The organism is Caballeronia sp. LZ003, assembly GCF_031451465.1.
Lineage (GTDB): Bacteria > Pseudomonadota > Gammaproteobacteria > Burkholderiales > Burkholderiaceae > Caballeronia.
The window spans coordinates 197973-216041 of the sequence record NZ_JARUXJ010000004.1 but is presented as its reverse complement, the minus strand read 5'-3'; the positions used below and the strand labels follow the sequence as shown (position 1 = coordinate 216041).

19 protein-coding genes are annotated in these 18069 nt (G+C 62.4%); 5 read left to right on the top strand and 14 right to left on the bottom strand.

The window, feature by feature from the left end; translation table 11 throughout:
* Window positions 1-27 precede the first annotated feature (27 nt).
* The 5 genes from QCE79_RS25160 to QCE79_RS25140 all read right to left on the bottom strand — a co-directional run bounded on the left by QCE79_RS25160 (window position 28) and on the right by QCE79_RS25140 (window position 4222).
* Complete coding sequence (locus tag QCE79_RS25160) at window positions 28-774, bottom strand: N-acyl homoserine lactonase family protein (RefSeq protein ID WP_284503887.1); 747 nt, start codon at window positions 772-774, stop codon at window positions 28-30.
* Window positions 775-820: 46 nt separating this feature from the next.
* Entirely contained in the window at window positions 821-1753 is a 933-nt protein-coding gene (locus QCE79_RS25155; RefSeq protein WP_250467488.1) for a 3-keto-5-aminohexanoate cleavage protein, read from the bottom strand.
* A 14-nt stretch (window positions 1754-1767) separates the two neighbouring features.
* The gene (locus QCE79_RS25150) at window positions 1768-2574 is read right to left on the bottom strand and encodes an SDR family oxidoreductase (protein WP_244829725.1); all 807 of its coding nucleotides are present in this window, start codon (window positions 2572-2574) and stop codon (window positions 1768-1770) included.
* 34 nt (window positions 2575-2608) lie between these two features.
* Window positions 2609-3277, bottom strand: coding sequence for a GntR family transcriptional regulator (locus tag QCE79_RS25145; RefSeq protein WP_284503398.1), 669 nt, complete (start codon window positions 3275-3277; stop codon window positions 2609-2611).
* Between the two features lie 543 nt (window positions 3278-3820).
* Window positions 3821-4222, bottom strand: a complete 402-nt coding sequence (locus QCE79_RS25140) for a hypothetical protein (protein WP_309848452.1) — start codon at window positions 4220-4222, stop codon at window positions 3821-3823.
* 16 nt (window positions 4223-4238) lie between these two features.
* Between QCE79_RS25140 and QCE79_RS25135 the strand changes: the two genes are divergently transcribed.
* The gene (locus tag QCE79_RS25135; protein ID WP_309848450.1) at window positions 4239-4970 is read left to right on the top strand and encodes a Fic family protein; all 732 of its coding nucleotides are present in this window, start codon (window positions 4239-4241) and stop codon (window positions 4968-4970) included.
* An 11-nt stretch (window positions 4971-4981) separates the two neighbouring features.
* Here the strand turns inward: QCE79_RS25135 and QCE79_RS25130 are convergent, their stop codons facing one another.
* The 7 genes from QCE79_RS25130 to QCE79_RS25100 form a co-directional block, all read right to left on the bottom strand.
* Window positions 4982-6895: a response regulator gene (locus tag QCE79_RS25130; protein ID WP_309848448.1), complete on the bottom strand. Its 1914-nt coding sequence runs from the start codon at window positions 6893-6895 to the stop codon at window positions 4982-4984.
* Window positions 6892-8646 (bottom strand): ATP-binding protein, encoded by a 1755-nt coding sequence (locus QCE79_RS25125; RefSeq protein WP_309848446.1) that lies wholly within the window; start codon window positions 8644-8646, stop codon window positions 6892-6894. The genes QCE79_RS25130 and QCE79_RS25125 overlap by 4 nt, the downstream gene beginning before the upstream one ends.
* The gene (locus QCE79_RS25120) at window positions 8643-9686 is read right to left on the bottom strand and encodes an ATP-binding SpoIIE family protein phosphatase (RefSeq protein WP_250467494.1); all 1044 of its coding nucleotides are present in this window, start codon (window positions 9684-9686) and stop codon (window positions 8643-8645) included. The genes QCE79_RS25125 and QCE79_RS25120 overlap by 4 nt, the downstream gene beginning before the upstream one ends.
* Window positions 9671-10111, bottom strand: a complete 441-nt coding sequence (locus QCE79_RS25115) for an anti-sigma regulatory factor (RefSeq protein ID WP_244828742.1) — start codon at window positions 10109-10111, stop codon at window positions 9671-9673. The genes QCE79_RS25120 and QCE79_RS25115 overlap by 16 nt, the downstream gene beginning before the upstream one ends.
* 21 nt (window positions 10112-10132) lie before the next feature.
* Window positions 10133-10489 (bottom strand): STAS domain-containing protein, encoded by a 357-nt coding sequence (locus tag QCE79_RS25110; RefSeq protein WP_244828743.1) that lies wholly within the window; start codon window positions 10487-10489, stop codon window positions 10133-10135.
* Window positions 10490-10548: 59 nt separating this feature from the next.
* A complete protein-coding gene (locus QCE79_RS25105) occupies window positions 10549-11481 on the bottom strand; it encodes an STAS domain-containing protein (protein ID WP_244828744.1) in 933 nt (310 codons plus the stop codon).
* Window positions 11482-11793: 312 nt separating this feature from the next.
* Entirely contained in the window at window positions 11794-12141 is a 348-nt protein-coding gene (locus QCE79_RS25100; protein WP_309848441.1) for a response regulator, read from the bottom strand.
* A 275-nt stretch (window positions 12142-12416) separates the two neighbouring features.
* Between QCE79_RS25100 and QCE79_RS25095 the strand changes: the two genes are divergently transcribed.
* Window positions 12417-13775: a nucleobase:cation symporter-2 family protein gene (locus QCE79_RS25095; protein WP_309848438.1), complete on the top strand. Its 1359-nt coding sequence runs from the start codon at window positions 12417-12419 to the stop codon at window positions 13773-13775.
* A gap of 153 nt (window positions 13776-13928) precedes the next feature.
* Complete coding sequence (locus QCE79_RS25090) at window positions 13929-14477, top strand: phasin family protein (protein ID WP_250467495.1); 549 nt, start codon at window positions 13929-13931, stop codon at window positions 14475-14477.
* Between the two features lie 6 nt (window positions 14478-14483).
* Here the strand turns inward: QCE79_RS25090 and QCE79_RS25085 are convergent, their stop codons facing one another.
* Window positions 14484-15299 carry an exodeoxyribonuclease III gene (locus tag QCE79_RS25085; RefSeq protein WP_309848434.1) on the bottom strand — a complete coding sequence of 272 codons (816 nt, stop codon included), beginning with the start codon at window positions 15297-15299 and terminating at the stop codon, window positions 14484-14486.
* 155 nt (window positions 15300-15454) lie between these two features.
* On the opposite strand from QCE79_RS25085, the gene QCE79_RS25080 reads away from it, so the two are divergent.
* Window positions 15455-16708, top strand: a complete 1254-nt coding sequence (locus QCE79_RS25080) for an MFS transporter (protein ID WP_309848429.1) — start codon at window positions 15455-15457, stop codon at window positions 16706-16708.
* A 103-nt stretch (window positions 16709-16811) separates the two neighbouring features.
* On the top strand, window positions 16812-17405 hold the full coding sequence (locus QCE79_RS25075) for a histidine phosphatase family protein (protein WP_250467498.1): 594 nt from the start codon (window positions 16812-16814) through the stop codon (window positions 17403-17405).
* 9 nt (window positions 17406-17414) lie between these two features.
* Here the strand turns inward: QCE79_RS25075 and QCE79_RS25070 are convergent.
* Window positions 17415-18069 (bottom strand): NmrA family NAD(P)-binding protein (locus QCE79_RS25070; RefSeq protein WP_309848426.1); only part of this gene is annotated, 655 nt, incomplete at its 5' end.

The window sequence follows — 18069 nt, the reverse complement described above, 5'->3', positions numbered from 1 at the left end:
TTTTACCGCTTCTGCTATTGCGCGCTTTTACTTCGGAACATGCGGCAAGCGAGCGCTCGCCGGCAGTGCAATACCCGCGCTGCCGGGCACGACGTTGGGATCGTGTCCGGGTATGACGAAATCCGCGATCTGGCGAATCCGCGAAAGCGAGCTGAACTCCGCCAGCGTTTCATGCACGATGCCAACGGGCACCAGATCCACGATGTTCTCCATGCAGTTCGCACAGTCGCCCGCGATCAGCACGACGCCGTCTTCGGTGTCCACCGCGACGGACTGATGCCCCGGCGTATGTCCCGGCGTCGGCACCACGCGCACGCCCGGCACGATGTCGGCCACGCCATGCACGAACTGCCACCGAAAATACGCCAGCGGCTCGCGGCCGATCAGAAACTCCTGGTAATACGTGGCCTGCGTCGGCAATGGATGCCCCGCGTATTCCCATTCGCTTGCCTGCACGATGAAGCGTGCGTTGCGAAAGAGCGTGTTGCCGCCCGAGTGGTCGTAATGCAGATGCGTGTTGATGACGATATCGACGTCATCCGCGCTCCATCCCACGTACTCCTTGAGCGCGCGTTCGAGCTTCTCTTCGGGCGCCTGCTCGCACGGACACACGAAGTTCGAAACCCAGCCCGGATCATGAATGCCGGTATCGACGACGATCTTCTTGCCGGCCCCGACGATTGCCGTGGACCACACCGGCACCTTGATCTGCTGGCCGAAATAGCGGCCATACACTTGCGACGAGCGATCGACGGTCAGCCAGCCCGTCGGCATCGCGACTACTTTCAGCTTTGCCCTGTCGTTCACGATGCCCTCTGGCTCAGAAGTTGGTTTCGCTTGCGCCCTTCAGCTTCAGCATCTCACGCGCTTCGTCAGGCGTGGCGATGTCGAGCGACAGTCCTTCGATAACCTGGCGAATTTTGCGCACTTGCGCCGCGCTCGATTCGGCGAGCTTGCCCGGTTCTATCCACAACGAATCTTCCAGGCCCACGCGCACGTTCGAACCTTGCGAGAGACCAATGGAGCCGAGCGTGATCTGGTTACGGCCCGCGCCGAGAATCGACCAGACATAGTCCTTGCCGAAGAGACGGTCGGCGGTACGGCGCATGTGCGCGAGGTCTTCCGGATGCGGCCCGATACCGCCGAGCAGACCGAACACGCTTTGCACGAAGAAAGGCGGCTTGGCGAGCCCGCGATCGACGAAATGCGCGAGGTTATAGAGATGCGAGATGTCGTAGCATTCGTATTCGAAGCGCGTGCCGTTCGCACCGCACGACGTGAGGATGTATTCGATATCCGCGAACGTGTTCTTGAACACGAGATCGCGGCTGTTCTCCAGATGCTTGCGCTCCCACTCGTGCTTCAGATCCTTGAAGCGGTCCAGCATCGGGTAGAGACCGAAGTTCATCGAACCCATGTTGAGCGACGCCACTTCGGGCTTGAAGTGATGCGCGGGCTTCAGACGCTCGGCCACCGTCATGTGCGGACTGCCGCCCGTCGTCAGATTGATGACGGCGTTCGTTTCGGCCTTGATGCGCGGCAGAAATTCCTGGAACACGGCGGGGTCTTGCGTGGGATGACCATCGTTCGGATCGCGTGCGTGCAGATGCAGAATCGCGGCGCCTTCCTTGGCGGCGGCGAGCGCCGCATCGCCGATCTCTTGCGGCGTGACCGGAAGATACGGCGACATCGACGGCGTATGAATTGCGCCCGTGGGCGCGCACGTGATGATGACCTTGCGTCTCGTTGCCATGTCGTCTCCTTGGTTTAGAGCACTTCGACGTTGCCGCACACCGAAATGGCCTGCCCCGAGATGCCGCTGCCGCCCGGCGAACACAAGAACAAGGCGGTGGCTGCGACTTCCTCGGGCGTCGTCATGCGGCGTAGCGAAATCTTCGCGAGATATTGCTTCTCCATCTCTTCGTAAGGCAGATTCAGTTGCTTCGCACGCGCCGCGATCACGCGCTCGATACGCGGCCCTTTCACGATGCCCGGCTGAATTGCATTGACGCGAATGTTCGACGGTCCGAGTTCAATGGCAAGACTCTTGGTCATGCCGACCACCGCCCACTTGGTTGCGGCATACGGCGTGCGAAAGGCGTAGCCGAGCCTGCCCGCAACCGACGACAGCGCGATGATCGCGCCGCCATCGCGCGCCTGCTTCAGAAGCGGCACCGCGCGACGCGCGAAATAGAACTGCGCGTTGAGGTTGATATCGACCGTGTCTTCCCAATCCTTCTCGTCGAGCTCGTCGATACCGCCTGTCGGTCCCGCGATTCCCGCGTTATTCAGAAGCACGTCGAGACCCCCGAGCTCGCGTTCGACATCGGCGAAGACGCGCTCCACGGCTGCTTTATCCGACACATCCGCGAGCGTCGAAGTGATCGCGTTGAGTTCCGTGCTGGCTTCGGCTTCGGCGAGTGCGTCGATGGCTTCCTGACTCGCATCGCACACGTGCACGCGCGCGCCGGCATCGACGAAGGCCCGCGCAATCACGAGCCCGATGCCCGATGCGCCGCCTGTCACGAGCACGCGCAAACCCGCGTGCGGTTTCAGCATCTGAAGAACCGTCATCATGTCTCCGTCATTGTTATCGTTAAATACAAACTCAGGCGCTTGCCTTTTGCTCGCCGTTGCCGCTTTCCGAATGAGCGGCCGGAAGCCGTTCCTGTAGATCGGCCGCCGCATCGCCGATATCTTCCTCGATGCCCGCGCGCGCGCCTTCGCCATCCCCGCGCCAAAGCGCATCGACGATATGCCGATGCGCGGCCATCGACTTGCGCATGTGCGGAATGTCCGGCGCGACGAGGTTCAGAAACGGGCCGATGCGCATCCACAAGTTTTGAATGGTCGCGAGCGTGAGATCGCTTGCGCCGTGCGTGTAGATCGCGATATGGAATTCGAAGTTGCTGCGCAGATAAGCGGATGCATCGCCGGCTTCGACGTAGGCATCCATCTCGTCGAACACTTCCTGCAATTGCGTGAGATGCGCGCGGCTCATGCGCGATGCCGCGCGTTTCGCGACCGCGCCTTCCAGCGCGATGCGCACGTCGCGCAATTCCTCGAGCAATTCGAGCGTCATGGGCGGGACCATCAGCGCGCGTCCGGCGCCGTCGATCAGCGCGCCTTCCGCTTGCAGGCGCGTGAGCGCGGCGCGTACCGGCATGGTGGATGACCCGACCGCTTCCGCGACGCTGCGCAGACTCAGCAACTGGCCAGGCGCGAAGCGGCCGGTCATGATTGCCTCGCGCAACTGCGCATAGACGCGCCCGGCCATGGTTTCGCGCGCCACGACTTCGAGCGCGGGAAGGTCTGTCGTCGTGCGAGTCGCCAACACAGCCTCCGGTTTGGTTTCGTATGGTTTGTGTGACCTGTGATCACACTTGCTTGGAGTGAAGTGTGGGACGTGATGGGCGTGGAGTCAACGAGGGATTGATAGGTGAAAACGCGCATCACACGTTAAAGCAAGGTGCATATGTTGCTGGTAATCAGGCAATTAATGCGCGTCTAACTTCATGTATCTAAATCGTTTTTATCGTTTTATAATGACTACCTTGTCGACGAACCGAGGTGCTTCATGAACCTGGATAGCAAGCTGTCGATCTCATTGAAGAAACGCGCAGGCAATGTCGTGCTTCGCCGTGACTTGAGTGGTCTTGCGAGTGCCTCCCACCTCAGTACGGCAATACAGCATCAAATCGACGATGGCCGGCTGGTTAGACTAGGAGCCGGAATTTTTGCAAAGGCGGTTCCAGATTCGGCGGGCAAAGCGCGACTTGCAGTGCGGCTGGAAATATTGCTTCTCGAAGTGTTCGACAAACTAGGCGTGCATGTCATCGGCTTGACCATTCGGCGCGAACGCGATCGCGCTGTTTGCCTGGTCGATATCGGAACAAACCGGACTCAGCGCAAGCTCGGGTGGGACGGCATTCAGGTGCAATACGTGGTCCGTCCGCGCGCCGAGACAGACGTTACCAAAACGCCCGGGCTGCCCGCGAATATCGACGAGCTGCCCACTCAAGGCGTTGCGAGTTTCGTAGAGCGCCTTGCGAAGTCGCATGGCATCGAATACCGGCGCTCCGGGCTCGATGACTTCGCGGAAGCTGTGACACGCGCCGCTGGAGACGACGTCGACTTCGACTTGACAGGGAAGTTGCTCGTGTTGCTGAAGAAGAACGACATTGTCAACGCGCGTCAGTTCGCACGCTTGATGACCAATCATTTGAAAGAGGTGAGGCGTGTTCGACCCGTTCGGGGACTACGAGACGGCAGGCTATCTGCGTAACGTTGAACGCATCAAGGATCTCGACGAGCTGAAGTATCAGGAGCACGGCTTCTTCGAAGCAAACCTCGAAAAGGCACTGACATTTTTGCGCTCGGTGCGAGGCAACATTGCTTATGAGCATTTCCTCGAGGTCCACGGAATTCTGTTCGACGAGTTCTATCCCTGGGCGGGAAAAGATCGTTACTCGCTAGGCGTGGCAAGACTCGTCGGCAAGGGGCAACGCATTCAGTTCGAAGCGTCGGAACAATGTCAACGCGCGGTTGAATGGGGTCTTGCCATCGGCAACCATCCGCTGAAGATGCGAGAAGCGCCTGGAACCGTGATGGGCGCATTCGCCTGGGCGCATCCGTTTCTCGACGGAAACGGCCGCACCATGCTGATCGTTCATGCCGAGCTTTGTTACCGGGCCAATTTCGCGATCAACTGGAGCGCATCGCGTAAAGAAGCCTATCTGGAAGCGCTCACAAAGGAAATCGAGAGCCCGGCGGACAAGCATCTCGATAGCTATTTCGCGCCGTTGATTGTCGATGCCGTCTCTCACACCGGTCTGCTTGCGCATCTCACCGCGTTACCCGGTCTCGATGGCCAAATGGAAAGCAGCGGCGAAGACGTTGCATACATGGCGAACGATCCAGTGGCGAATCGGTTATACCTCGAGATGAAACGCGCACGCCGCGAACGCTAGCCGGCAGGCGTTCAAGCCCCAAACCGCCCCGCCACCGCCTTCTGAATTTCCTCGAACGCCACCGGCTTCACGAGATGATGATCGAACCCGGCTTCCTTCGACCGTTGCCGGTCATGCGCCTGTCCATAACCCGTCACCGCGATCAAGAGCGCATCCGCGGTCGCCGGACGCTTGCGCATCTCGCAGGCGAGGCGGAATCCATCCATCCCCGGTAAGCCGATATCCAGCAGCACGATCTGCGGCGCGAATGTCTCGCTGATCTCGAGCGCAGCCGTCGCATCGTGGACGACGCGCACATCGTAGCCATCGGCTTCGAGCAGAAGACCCATGGCGGTTGCCGCGTCCACGCTGTCATCCACGAGCAGCACGCGTCTGCCGCCGCTCGATCCCGGCGCGATCTCGACACGCGGAACCGGCACCGCCTGCGGCCCACACGCAAGCGGCAACCACACGACGAACTCGCTGCCCTGTTGCAGTCCCGCCGAATACGCTTCAATACGTCCGCCCTGCAACTCGACGAGCGTCCTCGCAAGCGGCAAGCCGATGCCGAGCCCGCCTTCCGAACGCTCCAGCGATGTCTCCGACTGCACGAACAAATCGAAGATATGCGGCAGCATGTCGGCGGCAATTCCGATGCCCTTGTCGCGCACGCTGATGCGCGCCTGGTCGCCGACCCGCGCCGTCTCGATCTCGATCTCGCCTTCCTCGACGCTGTACTTCGATGCATTCGACAACAGGTTGCCGAACACCTGCGCAATCCGCACGCTATCGCCCACGATAAATAACGGCAAATCGCCGAGCTTGGTCGTGAGCGTATGGCGTTTTCTCTGCAGCGCGGGCTGCGCGGTTTCGATGGCCGCTTCGATTGCCATTGCCACATCCACCGCTTCCTGACGCAGCGTGATCTTGCCTTGCGTGATGCGCGCGACATCGAGCAGATCGTCGACAAGACGGCTCAAATGCCGTACCTGACGGTCGATGATCGTACGCACCGTTTCAAAGTGCTGCGGCGAAGGCTTGCGCTTCGGATCGAGCAAATCGACGGCGTTTTGTATTGGCGCGAGCGGATTGCGCAACTCGTGCGCGAGCATCGCAAGGAATTCGTCCTTGCGGCGATCGGCGTCGCGCAGCAGCATTTCCGCAGCCTTGCGCTCGGAAATATCGTTGACAATGCCCGCGATGCGATCTGGCCGTCCGCCCACGCCGCGTATCGGGAACGCGCGCTCGGCCATCCAGCGCGGACCGCCCTCGGCACCCGTGACGCGAAACTCTTCCTGATAAGGCGTGCCGTGCGCCGCCAGTTCCCGGTACGCCGCGCCCACATGTTCGCGGTCGAGCGGATGCACTTCGTTGGACCAGTGATCCACGCCCGGCGTCGGCAGCGGCGCACCCTCGCGCGTATCCCACAGGCGCGCGTAAGCGGGGCTCACGTAGAGCAACTGATTGGTCGCGGGATCGAGCATCCAGAAAATATCGTCGATATTCTCGGCAAGCTGACGAAACCGCTCCTCGCTTTCCCGCAACGCGCTTTCCGCAAGCCGCACGCGCAACAACGCACGCACATGCGCGATCAATTCGGCGGGCTCGACGGGTTCGGTGAGGTAACTGTCCGCGCCGCCTTCCAGACCGCGAATGCGATCGAGGCTATGCACGGCCGCCGCCGATGTCTGCAGCACGAGCGTGCCCGCCGTCTCCGGCGAAGCCTTGATGAGCCGGCACACTTCGAGCCCGTGGATATCGGGCAGTTTCACGTCGAGCAAAACGAGGTCGGGCGATTCGGCGCGCACGCGTTCGAGCGCCGTCGTGCCGGTAGCGGCTTCGATGACATTGAACCCCGCGCGCGACAGAATTCGCGTTTTCGCATAGCGCGCGCCGTCGTTGTCGTCGACGTTGAGGATCAGCACCTCGCTCCAGTCGCTCGTCATGACTCTGTTCCGTAAGCGCGGTGCGCGTCCGTCACCGCCGCGAGCACACTCGCGAGTTCACTGCCCGCCACCGGTTTGCCGATGAACGCCGCCGCGCCCAACGCTTCCGCCTCGCCACGGTCCTCGGCCTCGCCGAGCACGACGATCGGCAGGTTGCGCATGGCCGCCTGCGCGCGCAACGCGGCGAGCCACGTCCACGCTTCGACCGGCGCGGGCCGCACGGTCAACAAAAGCGCGGCGGGCGGTGTGCGAGTAAGCGCGCGGGTCGCTTCGTCGAGCGTCGCGGCCGTCATCGCGCGATACGGCGACTGCCGCAAGGCCGCTTCGCAATCGAGTCGCTCGATCGGATTGCTCGCGACGACGAGCACCATCGGACGAGGGTCGTCGGCGGCGGAATGTTCGGTATGCGCGATGTCGTGTTCGTCGCCGTAATAAGCGGGCATGGTCGCGCTGAAGGTCGAGCCGCGCCCCGGTTCGCTCGTGAGCGACACATCGCCGCCAAGCAGCTTGCAGAGCTTGCGGCACAGCGGCAAACCGAGCCCCGTGCCTTTGACGTATTGCTGCAGCCGGTTCTCGACCTGGCCGAATTCCTCGAACACCACGTGCTGATGTTCGGCCGCGATGCCGATGCCCGTGTCGGCGACCGCGAACGTGATCAGCCGCCGCGCTTCGTCGTAACTCGCGCTTACGCGCACTTCGCCGCGCTCCGTGAACTTGAGCGCGTTCGACACGAAGTTTCGCAGCACTTGCGCGACCTTCGCTTCGTCGGTGCGAATGGGCGGCAGGCCCACGCACGAATCGAAAATCAAGTCGACCGCGCCACCCGGTGAAAGCGGCCGCAGCATGCCGCGCAGCGCGGAAAAAAGCGTATCGACTTCGAATTCGACGGGGCGCACGTCGATCTTGCCCGCTTCGATCTTGGCGAGGTCGAGCAGGTCATCGACCGTTTCGGACAAGTCTTCCGCCGCCCGGCGAATGAAGCGCACCTGCTTTTCCTGCTCCTCGGTCAGCTCGCCGTCGATACGTTCGAGCAAGAGCTTGGACAACGCACGGATCGACGAAAGCGGCGTGCGGAACTCGTGACTCATGTTCGACAAAAAGCGCGACTTGGACTCGTCCGCGCGACGCAGATGATCGGCGCGTGCATCCAGTTCGGCATAAAGCGCCACCACGCCGCGATTCGTATCTTCGAGTTCGCGCGTGAGATGCGTGAGTTCTTCCTGACGCTCGCGCAAGTCGGCCAGCGCGCCGATCAATTCGCGGTTCTGACGCTGCAATTCAGCGGTGGAATCGACGTCCGTGGAAGCGGAGAGCGTGTCGGCGACCGAGCGGGCCGACGTTGCATCGAAGGGCGCGTTGTCCGGCAGCGCCTTCGCGAGCGAGATAGACGTGCCGCCGTCGGCTTCCTCGGCGATGGCGCATTCGTCCATCAATCGCTGTGCCGCGAGCAGGCCGAGCGCGGCTTGCGAATCGTCGGTTCTGACCGCGCGCAGACGCTCGCCCGCACCGGCGCTTGCAAAAAAGCGCACGACGAAGCGGGCCGGCCGCGTGTCCGTATCGACGAGAAAATCGGCGCGTGCGGACGTGCCTGCAAGCAGCACCGTGCGAGCCGCTTCCAGCACCGAAGTCGCGATGCGCGTCTGATCCTGCGACGAGAAACCGAGTCCCGCGCTCGCATCGCGCGACTTGCGCCGCGCCGCGACGATATCGTGCTCGCTTTCGAGCCGCATCGAATAGAGGCGCGTCGTCATGGCGCACGCACGCCCATGCGCGCGACAAAAACCGTGACGTCGTCGCGGCCGCGCGTGAAATCGCGATACAAAAGCGCCGCAACTAGCGAAGGATGGCGCAGATTCAAACCCGGATAACGCGCGAGATCCCAGCGCGACGTAAGCCCGTCCGAATGCAGCACGATGAGCGCGTGCGCGGGATAAGGCGTCGCGAATTGCTGCGCACGCCGCGCCGCGTGCCCGACAATGCCGCTGTGCGAGACCAGATGCTTGTGCGTGTCGAGCGACCACACACTCGCCGAAATATTGCCGATGCCCGCAAACGCGACCGCCGCCGAGTCACTGGCAAACGGCACGCGCGCGATGCCCACTGCCGCGCCGCGAGTGGTGCGCAGCGCGCCGTTTGCCAGTTCCATGATGCGTTCGAGCGATGCGTCGCCGTCCGTGCCCAGAATTTTCGCCGCTTCGATTGCCGCGAGATTGGCAAGCGGACCGTGCCCCAGGCCATCGGCGACGAGCACGGTGAAGTCGTTCTCGCCCATGTGGCAGGACCAGGCATCGCCGGAAACGGTTTCGGTTTCGAGCGGCAGATTGACTACGCCATACGTCACGCGCGCCGGTGCCGCATGGTTGGCTTCGCCGCTCCAGAACACCGTGCGCAGCACCGTGCCTTGTCCCGGCTGGCTCCAGATGTCGAGTTCGTCGGACAGACGTTTGATCGCGCCCATGCCGTTGCCCGGGCTGCCAGCGGTCGTGTAACCGTCCTCGAAGCACCGGTAAAGATCCGCGATTCCCGGTCCGCTGTCGATGCACAGTACTTCGATGCCGTAACGCCCGCTATCTTCGAGCGGCCGCACCAGCAACTCGCCGCGCTCGGCATGCTTCAGCAGATTGGTGCTGCATTCGGTCACGACGATCGCCAGTTTTCCCGCGACCGTCTCGTTGAAACCGAGGCCGCGCGCGAGTTCGCCGATAGCGCGCCGGGCGAAGGCGATCTGACTCGCCTCCGCGATTTCGAAGCGCTGCTGCGCGGCCATCGATTCCTTCAAAACGGTTTCCATTTGGTAATCGAAACGTAAGTGCCCTCGCCCGGCGCCGAGCGAATCTCAAACTCGTCGCACAGGCGCTTTGCGCCGCCCAGACCAAGCCCGAGACCATGACCCGAGGTGAAGCCGTCGGACAACGCGCGGGCGATATCCGGAATACCGGGCCCCTGATCGACGAATTCGAGTTTGAGGCCGCGGCGCCCATTGCGCTCGACGAGTAAGCAATGCACGTCGCCGCCGCCACCGTAGATGAGCGTGTTGCGTGCCAGCTCGCTTGCGGCCGTCACGAACTTGGTCTGATCGATGAGCGACAAGCCCTGCGCGACGGCTTTTTCGCGCACGAGCTGACGCAAGCGCACGATCTGCTCGTCGGAGCGGATCGGCAGCGTGATGGGCGACGTCGAGGCGGCTTGCGCGGCTGATGAAGTGAAGGTCGTCATGGAAGGCGTCACATGCGGCCGTCAGTAGATGCTCTGATTGAGCAGCGCCATGCCCTTCTCGACGTTCAGCGCGGTGCGCACGCCCGGCAGCGCGAGCCCGAGTTCCACGAGCGTGATCGCAACCGATGGCTGCATGCCGACGACCACCGTCTGCGCATCGAGCACGCGCGCCATGGCCGCCGTGTTGCCGATCATGCGGCCGATGAACGAATCGACCACGTCGAGTGAAGAAATGTCGATCAGCACGCCGCGCGCGCCATCTTTCACGATACGGCTCGTCAGATCGTCCTGCAGCGTGAGCGCAAGACGGTCGTGCATGTCCACTTGAATGGTGACGAGCAGCAGCTTGCCCATCGTGAGAATCGGAATGCGTTCCATCGCTGGCCCCGTTCGGTCTTTCTAATCGCGTTGTGCGTGGCGGTTGTCGACGCGCGCCGTCATTCGGCTTGCAGCGCGTCGTACGAACCCGCCGGGCCTGCTGTGCCGGATGCGCCGCTCTTGCCCCCGCGCTGCGTGTTTTCGACGGAGAGCGACTTGCCGGTGCGCTGCAGCGCGACGACGAACGCCGCCGCGAGCGTCGCCTTCGTCGTGACGTTGGACAGGTTCACGCCCAGATGCACGATGGTCTGCGCAATCTGCGGCCGAATCCCGCTGATGATGCAGTCCGCGCCCATCAAACGCGCCGCCGCCACGGTCTTCAGCAGATGCTGCGCGACGAGCGTATCGACGGTCGGCACGCCCGTGATGTCGATGATCGAGATGGCGGCGCCCGTCTCGACGATCTTCTGCAGCAGGTTTTCCATGACCACCTGCGTGCGCGCCGAATCCAGCGTGCCGATGAGCGGCAACGCGAGGATGCCGTCCCACAGTTGCACGACAGGCGTGGACAGTTCGAGCAACTCTTGTTGCTGACGTACGATCACTTGCTCACGGCTCGCCTGGAACACTTCGGTGGTGTAGAGCCCGAGTGCGTCGAAGAGTGTGCTGATGGTCCAGGTGAGATCGGCAAGCGTGGCGGGCTCGCCTTCGAGCGATGCGCGTAGGCGCGCGAACAGAGGCTGCTTCAGCGAGAACACGAACATCGCGGTCTCGACCGGCGAGAAACCCTGACGCGCGCGTTGGCCGGACATATCGGCGAGAAATGCGCGCACTTCCTGCCACGCGCTCGATTCGAAGTCGACCGTGTCGCTCGCGCCGAGCGCGGCCACCATGAGTTCGACGAACTGTCCGAACTGATTGCGCAACTCCGCTTCGCCGACCAGTCCGCGCCGCGATGCGATTGCATGCTGCTGCGTGATCCACTCGGCGAGCAGTCCCGCCTGGTTGCTGTTGAACAATTGGGCTAGCCGAGTTCCGCCGACCATATCCATGCCGAGATTCCTGTGCGAATGTTTTTATGCGCGCGTCCGTAGGATGACTGGCGAGCCGCGCCGGGCGATAGCGCTTTTGCGCTGCAACGATCGGCCGCGCAGAACTGCGAATGACCGAAAGCAACGCAAAGGCGCTCGGAATGTAGCACGTCGTCTCAAAAATCGACAGTCTGCGAAGCCTTTTGGCGCGTGCCTTCCGCGCATTTTCGCTAGCTCGATAAAGCGATTCGCAAGCGATCGGCAATTGCTTCCGGTCGTTCGATCCGGGATGGACAGAAGTCGGTCAAAACTATCCCATGCAATCAAACCAAGTCAGCGCGTCAGCAGGAACAGTTCCAGCGCCTGGAGGCTGATGGGCTTGAGGAGATAACCGTCGAATCCCGTTTCGCCGCTGCCATCGACGAAATCGGAGTGACCCGTCATTGCGATGATGCGGGCGTCGCGCGAAAGACCGGCGGCGCGAATCCGGCTGCAGATGTCGCGGCCGTCGGCGTCGGGCAGGGAAATGTCGAGAAAGATGCGGTCGAAACGTGTGTGACTCGTGAGCGCCAGACAACCGGCGCCGTCGTACGCAATGGCAGCGGTGTGCCCGAGACTCGTCGCGATATCGGCGAGAGTCTCGATGCAGGCTTCATTATCGTCGACGAGCAACAGGTTCATCGTGACTGGCTCCGGTACGACCGAAACGATGCGCCAGCGGCAAGCAAAAAAACTCCAAGCAACCCATGACGCCGCGCGCGAGAAAGAGTGTAGTCCATCCACTCTGGCGCCAGCACATTCGTACCGAAAGCGGCGAAGGTTTGGCCGTTCGCCGCTTGAGTCGGCGCGTCGATGCGCCATTGCATGCCATCTATAGCGGCGCGAATATTTTTCCAGGAGCGTGCCGGTGCAATACTCGCCCGGAGCAGGACAACCATGAAACTTGCGGAGCGCACATGGCCCACATGACCCATCCCGTCGATGAAGTGCTGCCCTTGCCCGCCATGCTTGCAGTGGGCATACAGCACGTGCTCGTGATGTATGCGGGCGCGATTGCGGTGCCGCTCATCATTGGCGCGGCGCTCAAGCTGCCGAAGGATCAGGTCGCGTTTCTCATCAGCTCGGACCTCTTCGCGTGCGGGATCGTGACGTTGGTGCAGTGCATCGGCGTATGGAAATTCGGCATTCGCTTGCCGGTCATCATGGGCGTGAGTTTCGCGCCGGTCGGGCCGATGGTCGCCATGGCTTCGTCGGGCGCGGGGCTCACCGCCATCTTCGGCGCGACCATCGCGGCGGGCGTGTTCGCCATACTCATCGCGCCATTTTTCGGGCGGCTGATGCGCTTCTTTCCGCCTATCGTCACGGGCACGATCATCCTGACCATAGGCATGACGCTCTTTCCGGTGGCGATCAACTGGGCGGGCGGCGGGCGCGGCGCGCCTAATTTCGGCGATCCGAAGAACTTGATGATCGCGGGCATCGTGCTGCTGGCGATTCTCGTCATCAACAAGTATCTGCGCGGCTTTCTCGCGAATATCTCCGTGCTGCTCGGCATGGCGATTGGCTTCGCGGTCGCGTTGGCGCTCGGACTCGTCGATGTCTCGGGCACCGCTCAAGCGGCATGGTTTTCTCCGGTACGGCCGTTCGCTTTCGGCTGGCCGACTTTCGATATCGCGGCGATTGCGTCGCTGTGTCTCGTGATGGTCGTCATCATGGTGGAATCGCTCGGCATGTTTCTCGCGCTGGGCGATCTCGCGGGGCGGCCGGTATCGCGCGGCGACGCGACGCGTGGCTTACGCACCGATGGCCTCGGCACGGTGATCGGCGGCATCTTCAATACGTTTCCGCATAGCTCGTTTTCGCAGAACATCGGACTCGTCGGGATTACGGGCGTGAAGAGCCGCTGGGTGGTCGCGGTATCGGGCGTGATCCTGATATTGCTCGGGCTCTTGCCGAAGCTGTCGAATTTGATCGCATCGATTCCCGTGGTCGTGTTGGGCGGCGCGGGAATCGCGATGTTCGGCATGGTCGCGGCCACGGGCGTGAAGATACTCGGCAAGGTCGATTACGAGAGCAAGAACAACTTGCTGATCATCGCGATCAGTCTGGGCGTGGGCGTGATTCCGCTCGTCGCGCCGACGTTCTTTGCGCACATGCCGCCGTGGGCCGGGCCGCTGACGCACAGCGGCATCACGCTTGCTGCCGTGTTTGCGATTCTGCTCAATGCGTTCTTCAATCGCGGCAGAGCGGCGGCGGATGTCGAGCGCGAGATTGCGGGGGAAATGCCGTTGAGTTTGAGGCAGGGGGAGGAGTGACGGTTCAGCGACACTTCTTCGCGTTGTCGCATAAGCACGAGTGTCAGCAAAATTTCGCGCGGGATCGAGGGAACCGGCGCTACACCGTCACGTCTCATTGATCGCATGCGGCACGAGCGCCGCGAACATAACCAATCCTGCAAGGAGCGCCAAATGTTCCAATACCCCGGTCAATTCGCCTACCAGATGCCATCGCTTGCTCGCGCCAATCTACAGGCGTTTCTCACTATCAGCGGCCGATTCGCGAGCACCATGCAGGCGCTCGCCGAACTCAACGTGCAGACCGTCAATAAAATGGTCGAGGAAAGCAACGCGCTTCTGAAAGCGGGCGATGAAGCCAGCGCCGGCGATGTCTTCGGCTGGCAGTCGATCATGCTCGCGCAGTTCCCGCAGAAAGCGGCATCGTACGGACAGCATGTGTTGTCGATCATCACGTCGACGGAAGCTGACGTCGTCGGCGAAGTGCGCAGTCAGTATGAGCAAAATGGCATCAAACTGAAGGGTCTCTTCGATACCGCCACGACCGACGCCACCGAAGCCGCGCAGTCCACGGGCGCCGTCATCACCGATCTCGCCGACACCGCGACTACAACCGCGGAGCAAACCAGCGGCGTCATTCTCGATGCGAGCGGCGAGATCACACAGAGCGCGCAGACCGCTGTCACGAAGGCAACACGCGCGGCATCGAAAAGATCGAGCTGACGCGCCTCAAGCGTCCGCCGCCTTCTTCTTCGGGCGCGCGCCGCCGCGCCCTTCCTTCAGCACGATCCACGTTGGCGCATGATCGCTTGCATGCGGCTCGCCACGCACCCACGTGTCGACGCCCGCATCTTTCAGCTTCGGCGCGAGGTCCTTGCTCAGCAAGAGATGATCGATGCGCAAACCCGAGTTCGTCTGCCAATGCTGCCGAAAATAATCCCAGAACGTATAGATACGCTCATTCGGAAAATGCTTGCGCAATGCATCGGTCCAGCCTTGCGCCAACAGCTTCTCGTAAGCCGCGCGACTCTCGGGCTGCAATAGCGCGTCCTTTTTCCATGAGCGGGTGTTGTAGATATCCTCGTCGGTGGGAATGACGTTGTAATCGCCCGCGAGCACGACAGGATGGCCACTCTTCAACAAAGCGGCCGCGTGCGCGTTGAGGCGCTCGAACCACGCGAGCTTGTAGTCGAACTTCGGGCCGGGCTGCGGGTTGCCGTTCGGAAGATAAAGACATCCGATCAGCAAACCATTGACCGCGGCCTCGATGTAGCGGCTATGTGTGTCGTCTTCGCCACCTGGCAATCCGCGCCGGCTGAGGATCGGTTCCGCGCCCTTGGCGAGAATGGCGACGCCGTTCCACGATGCCTGACCGTGCCACAGCGCGCCGTAGCCCGCTTTCTCGATATCGGCGGCGGGAAACTGCGCATCGGTTGCTTTCAGCTCCTGCAGACAGACGATATCCGGCTCCTCGCGTTCGAGCCACCCGAGCAGGGCGGACAGGCGCGGGCGGATGCCGTTGATGTTGAAACTCGCGATCTTCACTCGGCGTTCTCCATCGGTCGTGGACTCGTGGCGCGTTCATCGTAACGCGCCCAGGGCCGTTGCACGATGCATGCCGCGTCGTCGTGGCCAAGCGCATCGCCATGAAATCTGCGACATTCACGGGAACTCGACTTCACTCTCCTGTCCGCATCCACATGTCCGCTACTTTTCCGCCGCACGCCGATGGCTCGCTGCACTGGCAACGCAATCTCTATGTCTGCGTGTTCGGTTCGTTCACCACCATCATGGCGATGACGCTCCTCCTGCCCTTTTTGCCGCTTTACGTGCAGCAGTTAGGCGCGGCTTCCGTGGAGAGCGCGGTGCAATGGTCGGGCGTCGCGTTCGGCGCGACCTTTCTGGCGGCGGGTCTCGTCGCGCCTTTGTGGGGGCGTCTTGCCGACCGATATGGCCGCAAGCCGATTTTGATCCGCGCGAGTCTCGGCATGGCGATCACCATGTCGCTGCTCGGTGTCGTGCAGACGGTCTGGCAACTGGTGGCGATCCGCTTTCTCGCGGGACTCGTCGGCGGCTATGCGAGCGGCGCCATCGTGATGATCGCGACGCAGACGCCACGGCACCGCACCGCGTGGGCGCTCGGCACGCACGCGTCGGGAATGATGGCGGGCAATCTCGTCGGCCCGCTCGTGGGCGGGCTGCTGCCTGGGCTGATCGGCATCCGTTCGACCTTCTTTCTTGCAGGCGGCCTTATTTTCTGCTCGTTCATCATGACGACGCTCTTCGTGAAGGAAGAGCGCCGTATGCCCGATGGCGCGAAGGGTTCGCCGGCCCGCGCGCGCAGCAGCGGCTGGCGCGACGTGCCGAAGCTTACGCCCGTCATCGCGATGCTCGCGAGCGCCATGCTGCTGATGTTCGCCAACATGTCGATCGAACCGATCATCACCGTGTATGTGTCGCAACTGGTGCAGGACCAGAAAAACGTGACGCTGGTCGCGGGCCTCGTGATGTCCGCCGCCGCGCTGGGTAGCGTGCTCGCCGCGCCTCGCGTCGGGCGGCTGGCGGACCGCATCGGCGCGACGAAGGTGATCGTCGCGTGTCTCGGGTTATGCGGCGTGCTGCTGATTCCGCAGATCTTCGTCACGACCGGCACGCAGCTCGTCGTGCTGCGCTTTCTAATGGGGCTTGCGCTCGGCGGTCTTTTGCCCGCCATCACTAGCGTGGTGCGTCATAGCGTGCCGGACAGCGCGGCGGGTTATATCCTCGGCTATGCGACTTCGGCCCAATACATCGGACAGGTGACGGGGCCGCTCGCGGGCGGCTTCATCGCGGCGCACGTGGGCATGCATTCGGTGTTCGCGATGACGAGCGTGTTGATGTTCATGGGGGCGGGGTTTAATGCGTGGGTGTTTTTGCGCAGGAACGGCAGCACGAGCTCTGATGCCGCGCCGTGATAGTCATGCGGCACCTCCTTTTACACCGCCTCTGACAAACGCTCCCATAACCCTTACCATGCAAGCCACGCCGCGCGTGTGCGCGAACCACTCTCCCCACATCATGGCCGATTCCAAACCCCACGACAGCATGCATATCTGGCTGATCCGGCATGGCGAAACCGAATGGAGCAAGTCGGGCCAGCACACCGGTTCGACCGATATCCCCTTGACCGACGAAGGCCGCAAGCAGGCATCGGCGCTCGCACCCGTGCTCGCCGCCCAGTCGTTCGATCTCGTGCTCACGAGTCCGATGAGCCGCGCGCGGGAGACCTGCAAGCTCGCGGGTCTCGGCGATCAAGCCGAGGTCGAGCCGTCGCTGCACGAATGGGACTACGGCATCTACGAAGGCAGGAAGACCGTGGATATCCGCCAGGAAATTCCCGACTGGTCGGTCTGGACTTCCCCCATGCCCCAAGGCGAGATTGCCGCCGATATCGGACGCCGCGCGCAATCCGTGATCGACCGGCTGACTGGCTCCGGCAAGACGCATATCGCCATCTTTTCGCACGCGCACTTTCTGCGCGTGCTCGCGGCGCAGTGGGTCACCGGCACGGCCACGTTCGGCGCGCATCTCGTGCTCGATACCGCGTCGATGAGCGTGCTCGGCTTCGAGCGCGACACCCGCGCGATCATCAAGTGGAATCTGCGCGCCTGAACCGTCCGCTCAAGCGTCGAGCCAGCTGCTCGCCGTCTCCCGCGCAAAGTCGCGATACGACCGCGGCGGCCTCTGCAACAGCGCGCTCAGGCGCTCGATCTGCGTGGCCGTTGCCACCGCGCCTTCCCGCTGGTAGCGACGCATCATGAGTTGCATGTCGTATGCGAGCCATTCGGGCGCCGCCTTGAGGCTTGCCTGCAAAGGAGCGAGGTCGTCGCCCGCGTAACGGATGGGGCGCTGCAAGGCTTCGGTCCAGATAGCCGCGACGCTCGTCCCAGTGATCGCCTCCGGTCCGACGAGGTCGTACGTTTCGGCGGGCAGCGCGTCGGTTGCGTGTTCGCGTCGGAGCAATTCGCGCGCGGCCGCCTCGCCGATATCGCGCACATCGACCATCGAAATCCCTTTATCGCCGATAGGCATGCCGAAGATTCCCGCGTTCAGCAGCGGCTCTTTCTGGCGCACGTCGTTCTGCATGAAATACGCCGGACGCAGCACGGTGACGGGCAGCGCCTCACGCTCGATCATGCGCTCCACAGTGTGCTTGCTCGTGAAGTGCGGAACATCCGCATATTCGTCGCCCTTGAATACCGACAAATAGACGATGCCCTTCACGCCCGCCTCGCGTGCAAGGCTCAAAGCCTGCAGGGCCTGCGTGAGTTCGTCG

Excerpts from the sequence above, each read along its gene's own strand:
- QCE79_RS25145 (WP_284503398.1), bottom strand. The coding sequence starts at position 3,277 with ATGGCCGGGCGCGTCTATGCGCAGTTGCGCGAGGCAATCATGACCGGC.
- QCE79_RS25090 (WP_250467495.1), top strand. The coding sequence starts at position 13,929 with ATGTTCCAATACCCCGGTCAATTCGCCTACCAGATGCCATCGCTTGCT.
- QCE79_RS25125 (WP_309848446.1), bottom strand. The coding sequence starts at position 8,646 with ATGACGACGCGCCTCTATTCGATGCGGCTCGAAAGCGAGCACGATATC.
- QCE79_RS25120 (WP_250467494.1), bottom strand. The coding sequence starts at position 9,686 with ATGGAAACCGTTTTGAAGGAATCGATGGCCGCGCAGCAGCGCTTCGAA.
- QCE79_RS25150 (WP_244829725.1), bottom strand. The coding sequence starts at position 2,574 with ATGACGGTTCTTCAGATGCTGAAACCGCACGCGGGTTTGCGCGTGCTC.
- QCE79_RS25115 (WP_244828742.1), bottom strand. The coding sequence starts at position 10,111 with ATGACGACCTTCACTTCATCAGCCGCGCAAGCCGCCTCGACGTCGCCC.
- QCE79_RS25155 (WP_250467488.1), bottom strand. The coding sequence starts at position 1,753 with ATGGCAACGAGACGCAAGGTCATCATCACGTGCGCGCCCACGGGCGCA.
- QCE79_RS25160 (WP_284503887.1), bottom strand. The coding sequence starts at position 774 with ATGCCGACGGGCTGGCTGACCGTCGATCGCTCGTCGCAAGTGTATGGC.
- QCE79_RS25110 (WP_244828743.1), bottom strand. The coding sequence starts at position 10,489 with ATGGAACGCATTCCGATTCTCACGATGGGCAAGCTGCTGCTCGTCACC.
- QCE79_RS25105 (WP_244828744.1), bottom strand. The coding sequence starts at position 11,481 with ATGGATATGGTCGGCGGAACTCGGCTAGCCCAATTGTTCAACAGCAAC.
- QCE79_RS25075 (WP_250467498.1), top strand. The coding sequence starts at position 16,812 with ATGGCCGATTCCAAACCCCACGACAGCATGCATATCTGGCTGATCCGG.
- QCE79_RS25100 (WP_309848441.1), bottom strand. The coding sequence starts at position 12,141 with ATGAACCTGTTGCTCGTCGACGATAATGAAGCCTGCATCGAGACTCTC.
- QCE79_RS25140 (WP_309848452.1), bottom strand. The coding sequence starts at position 4,222 with ATGATTGGTCATCAAGCGTGCGAACTGACGCGCGTTGACAATGTCGTT.
- QCE79_RS25080 (WP_309848429.1), top strand. The coding sequence starts at position 15,455 with ATGTCCGCTACTTTTCCGCCGCACGCCGATGGCTCGCTGCACTGGCAA.
- QCE79_RS25095 (WP_309848438.1), top strand. The coding sequence starts at position 12,417 with ATGGCCCACATGACCCATCCCGTCGATGAAGTGCTGCCCTTGCCCGCC.
- QCE79_RS25130 (WP_309848448.1), bottom strand. The coding sequence starts at position 6,895 with ATGACGAGCGACTGGAGCGAGGTGCTGATCCTCAACGTCGACGACAAC.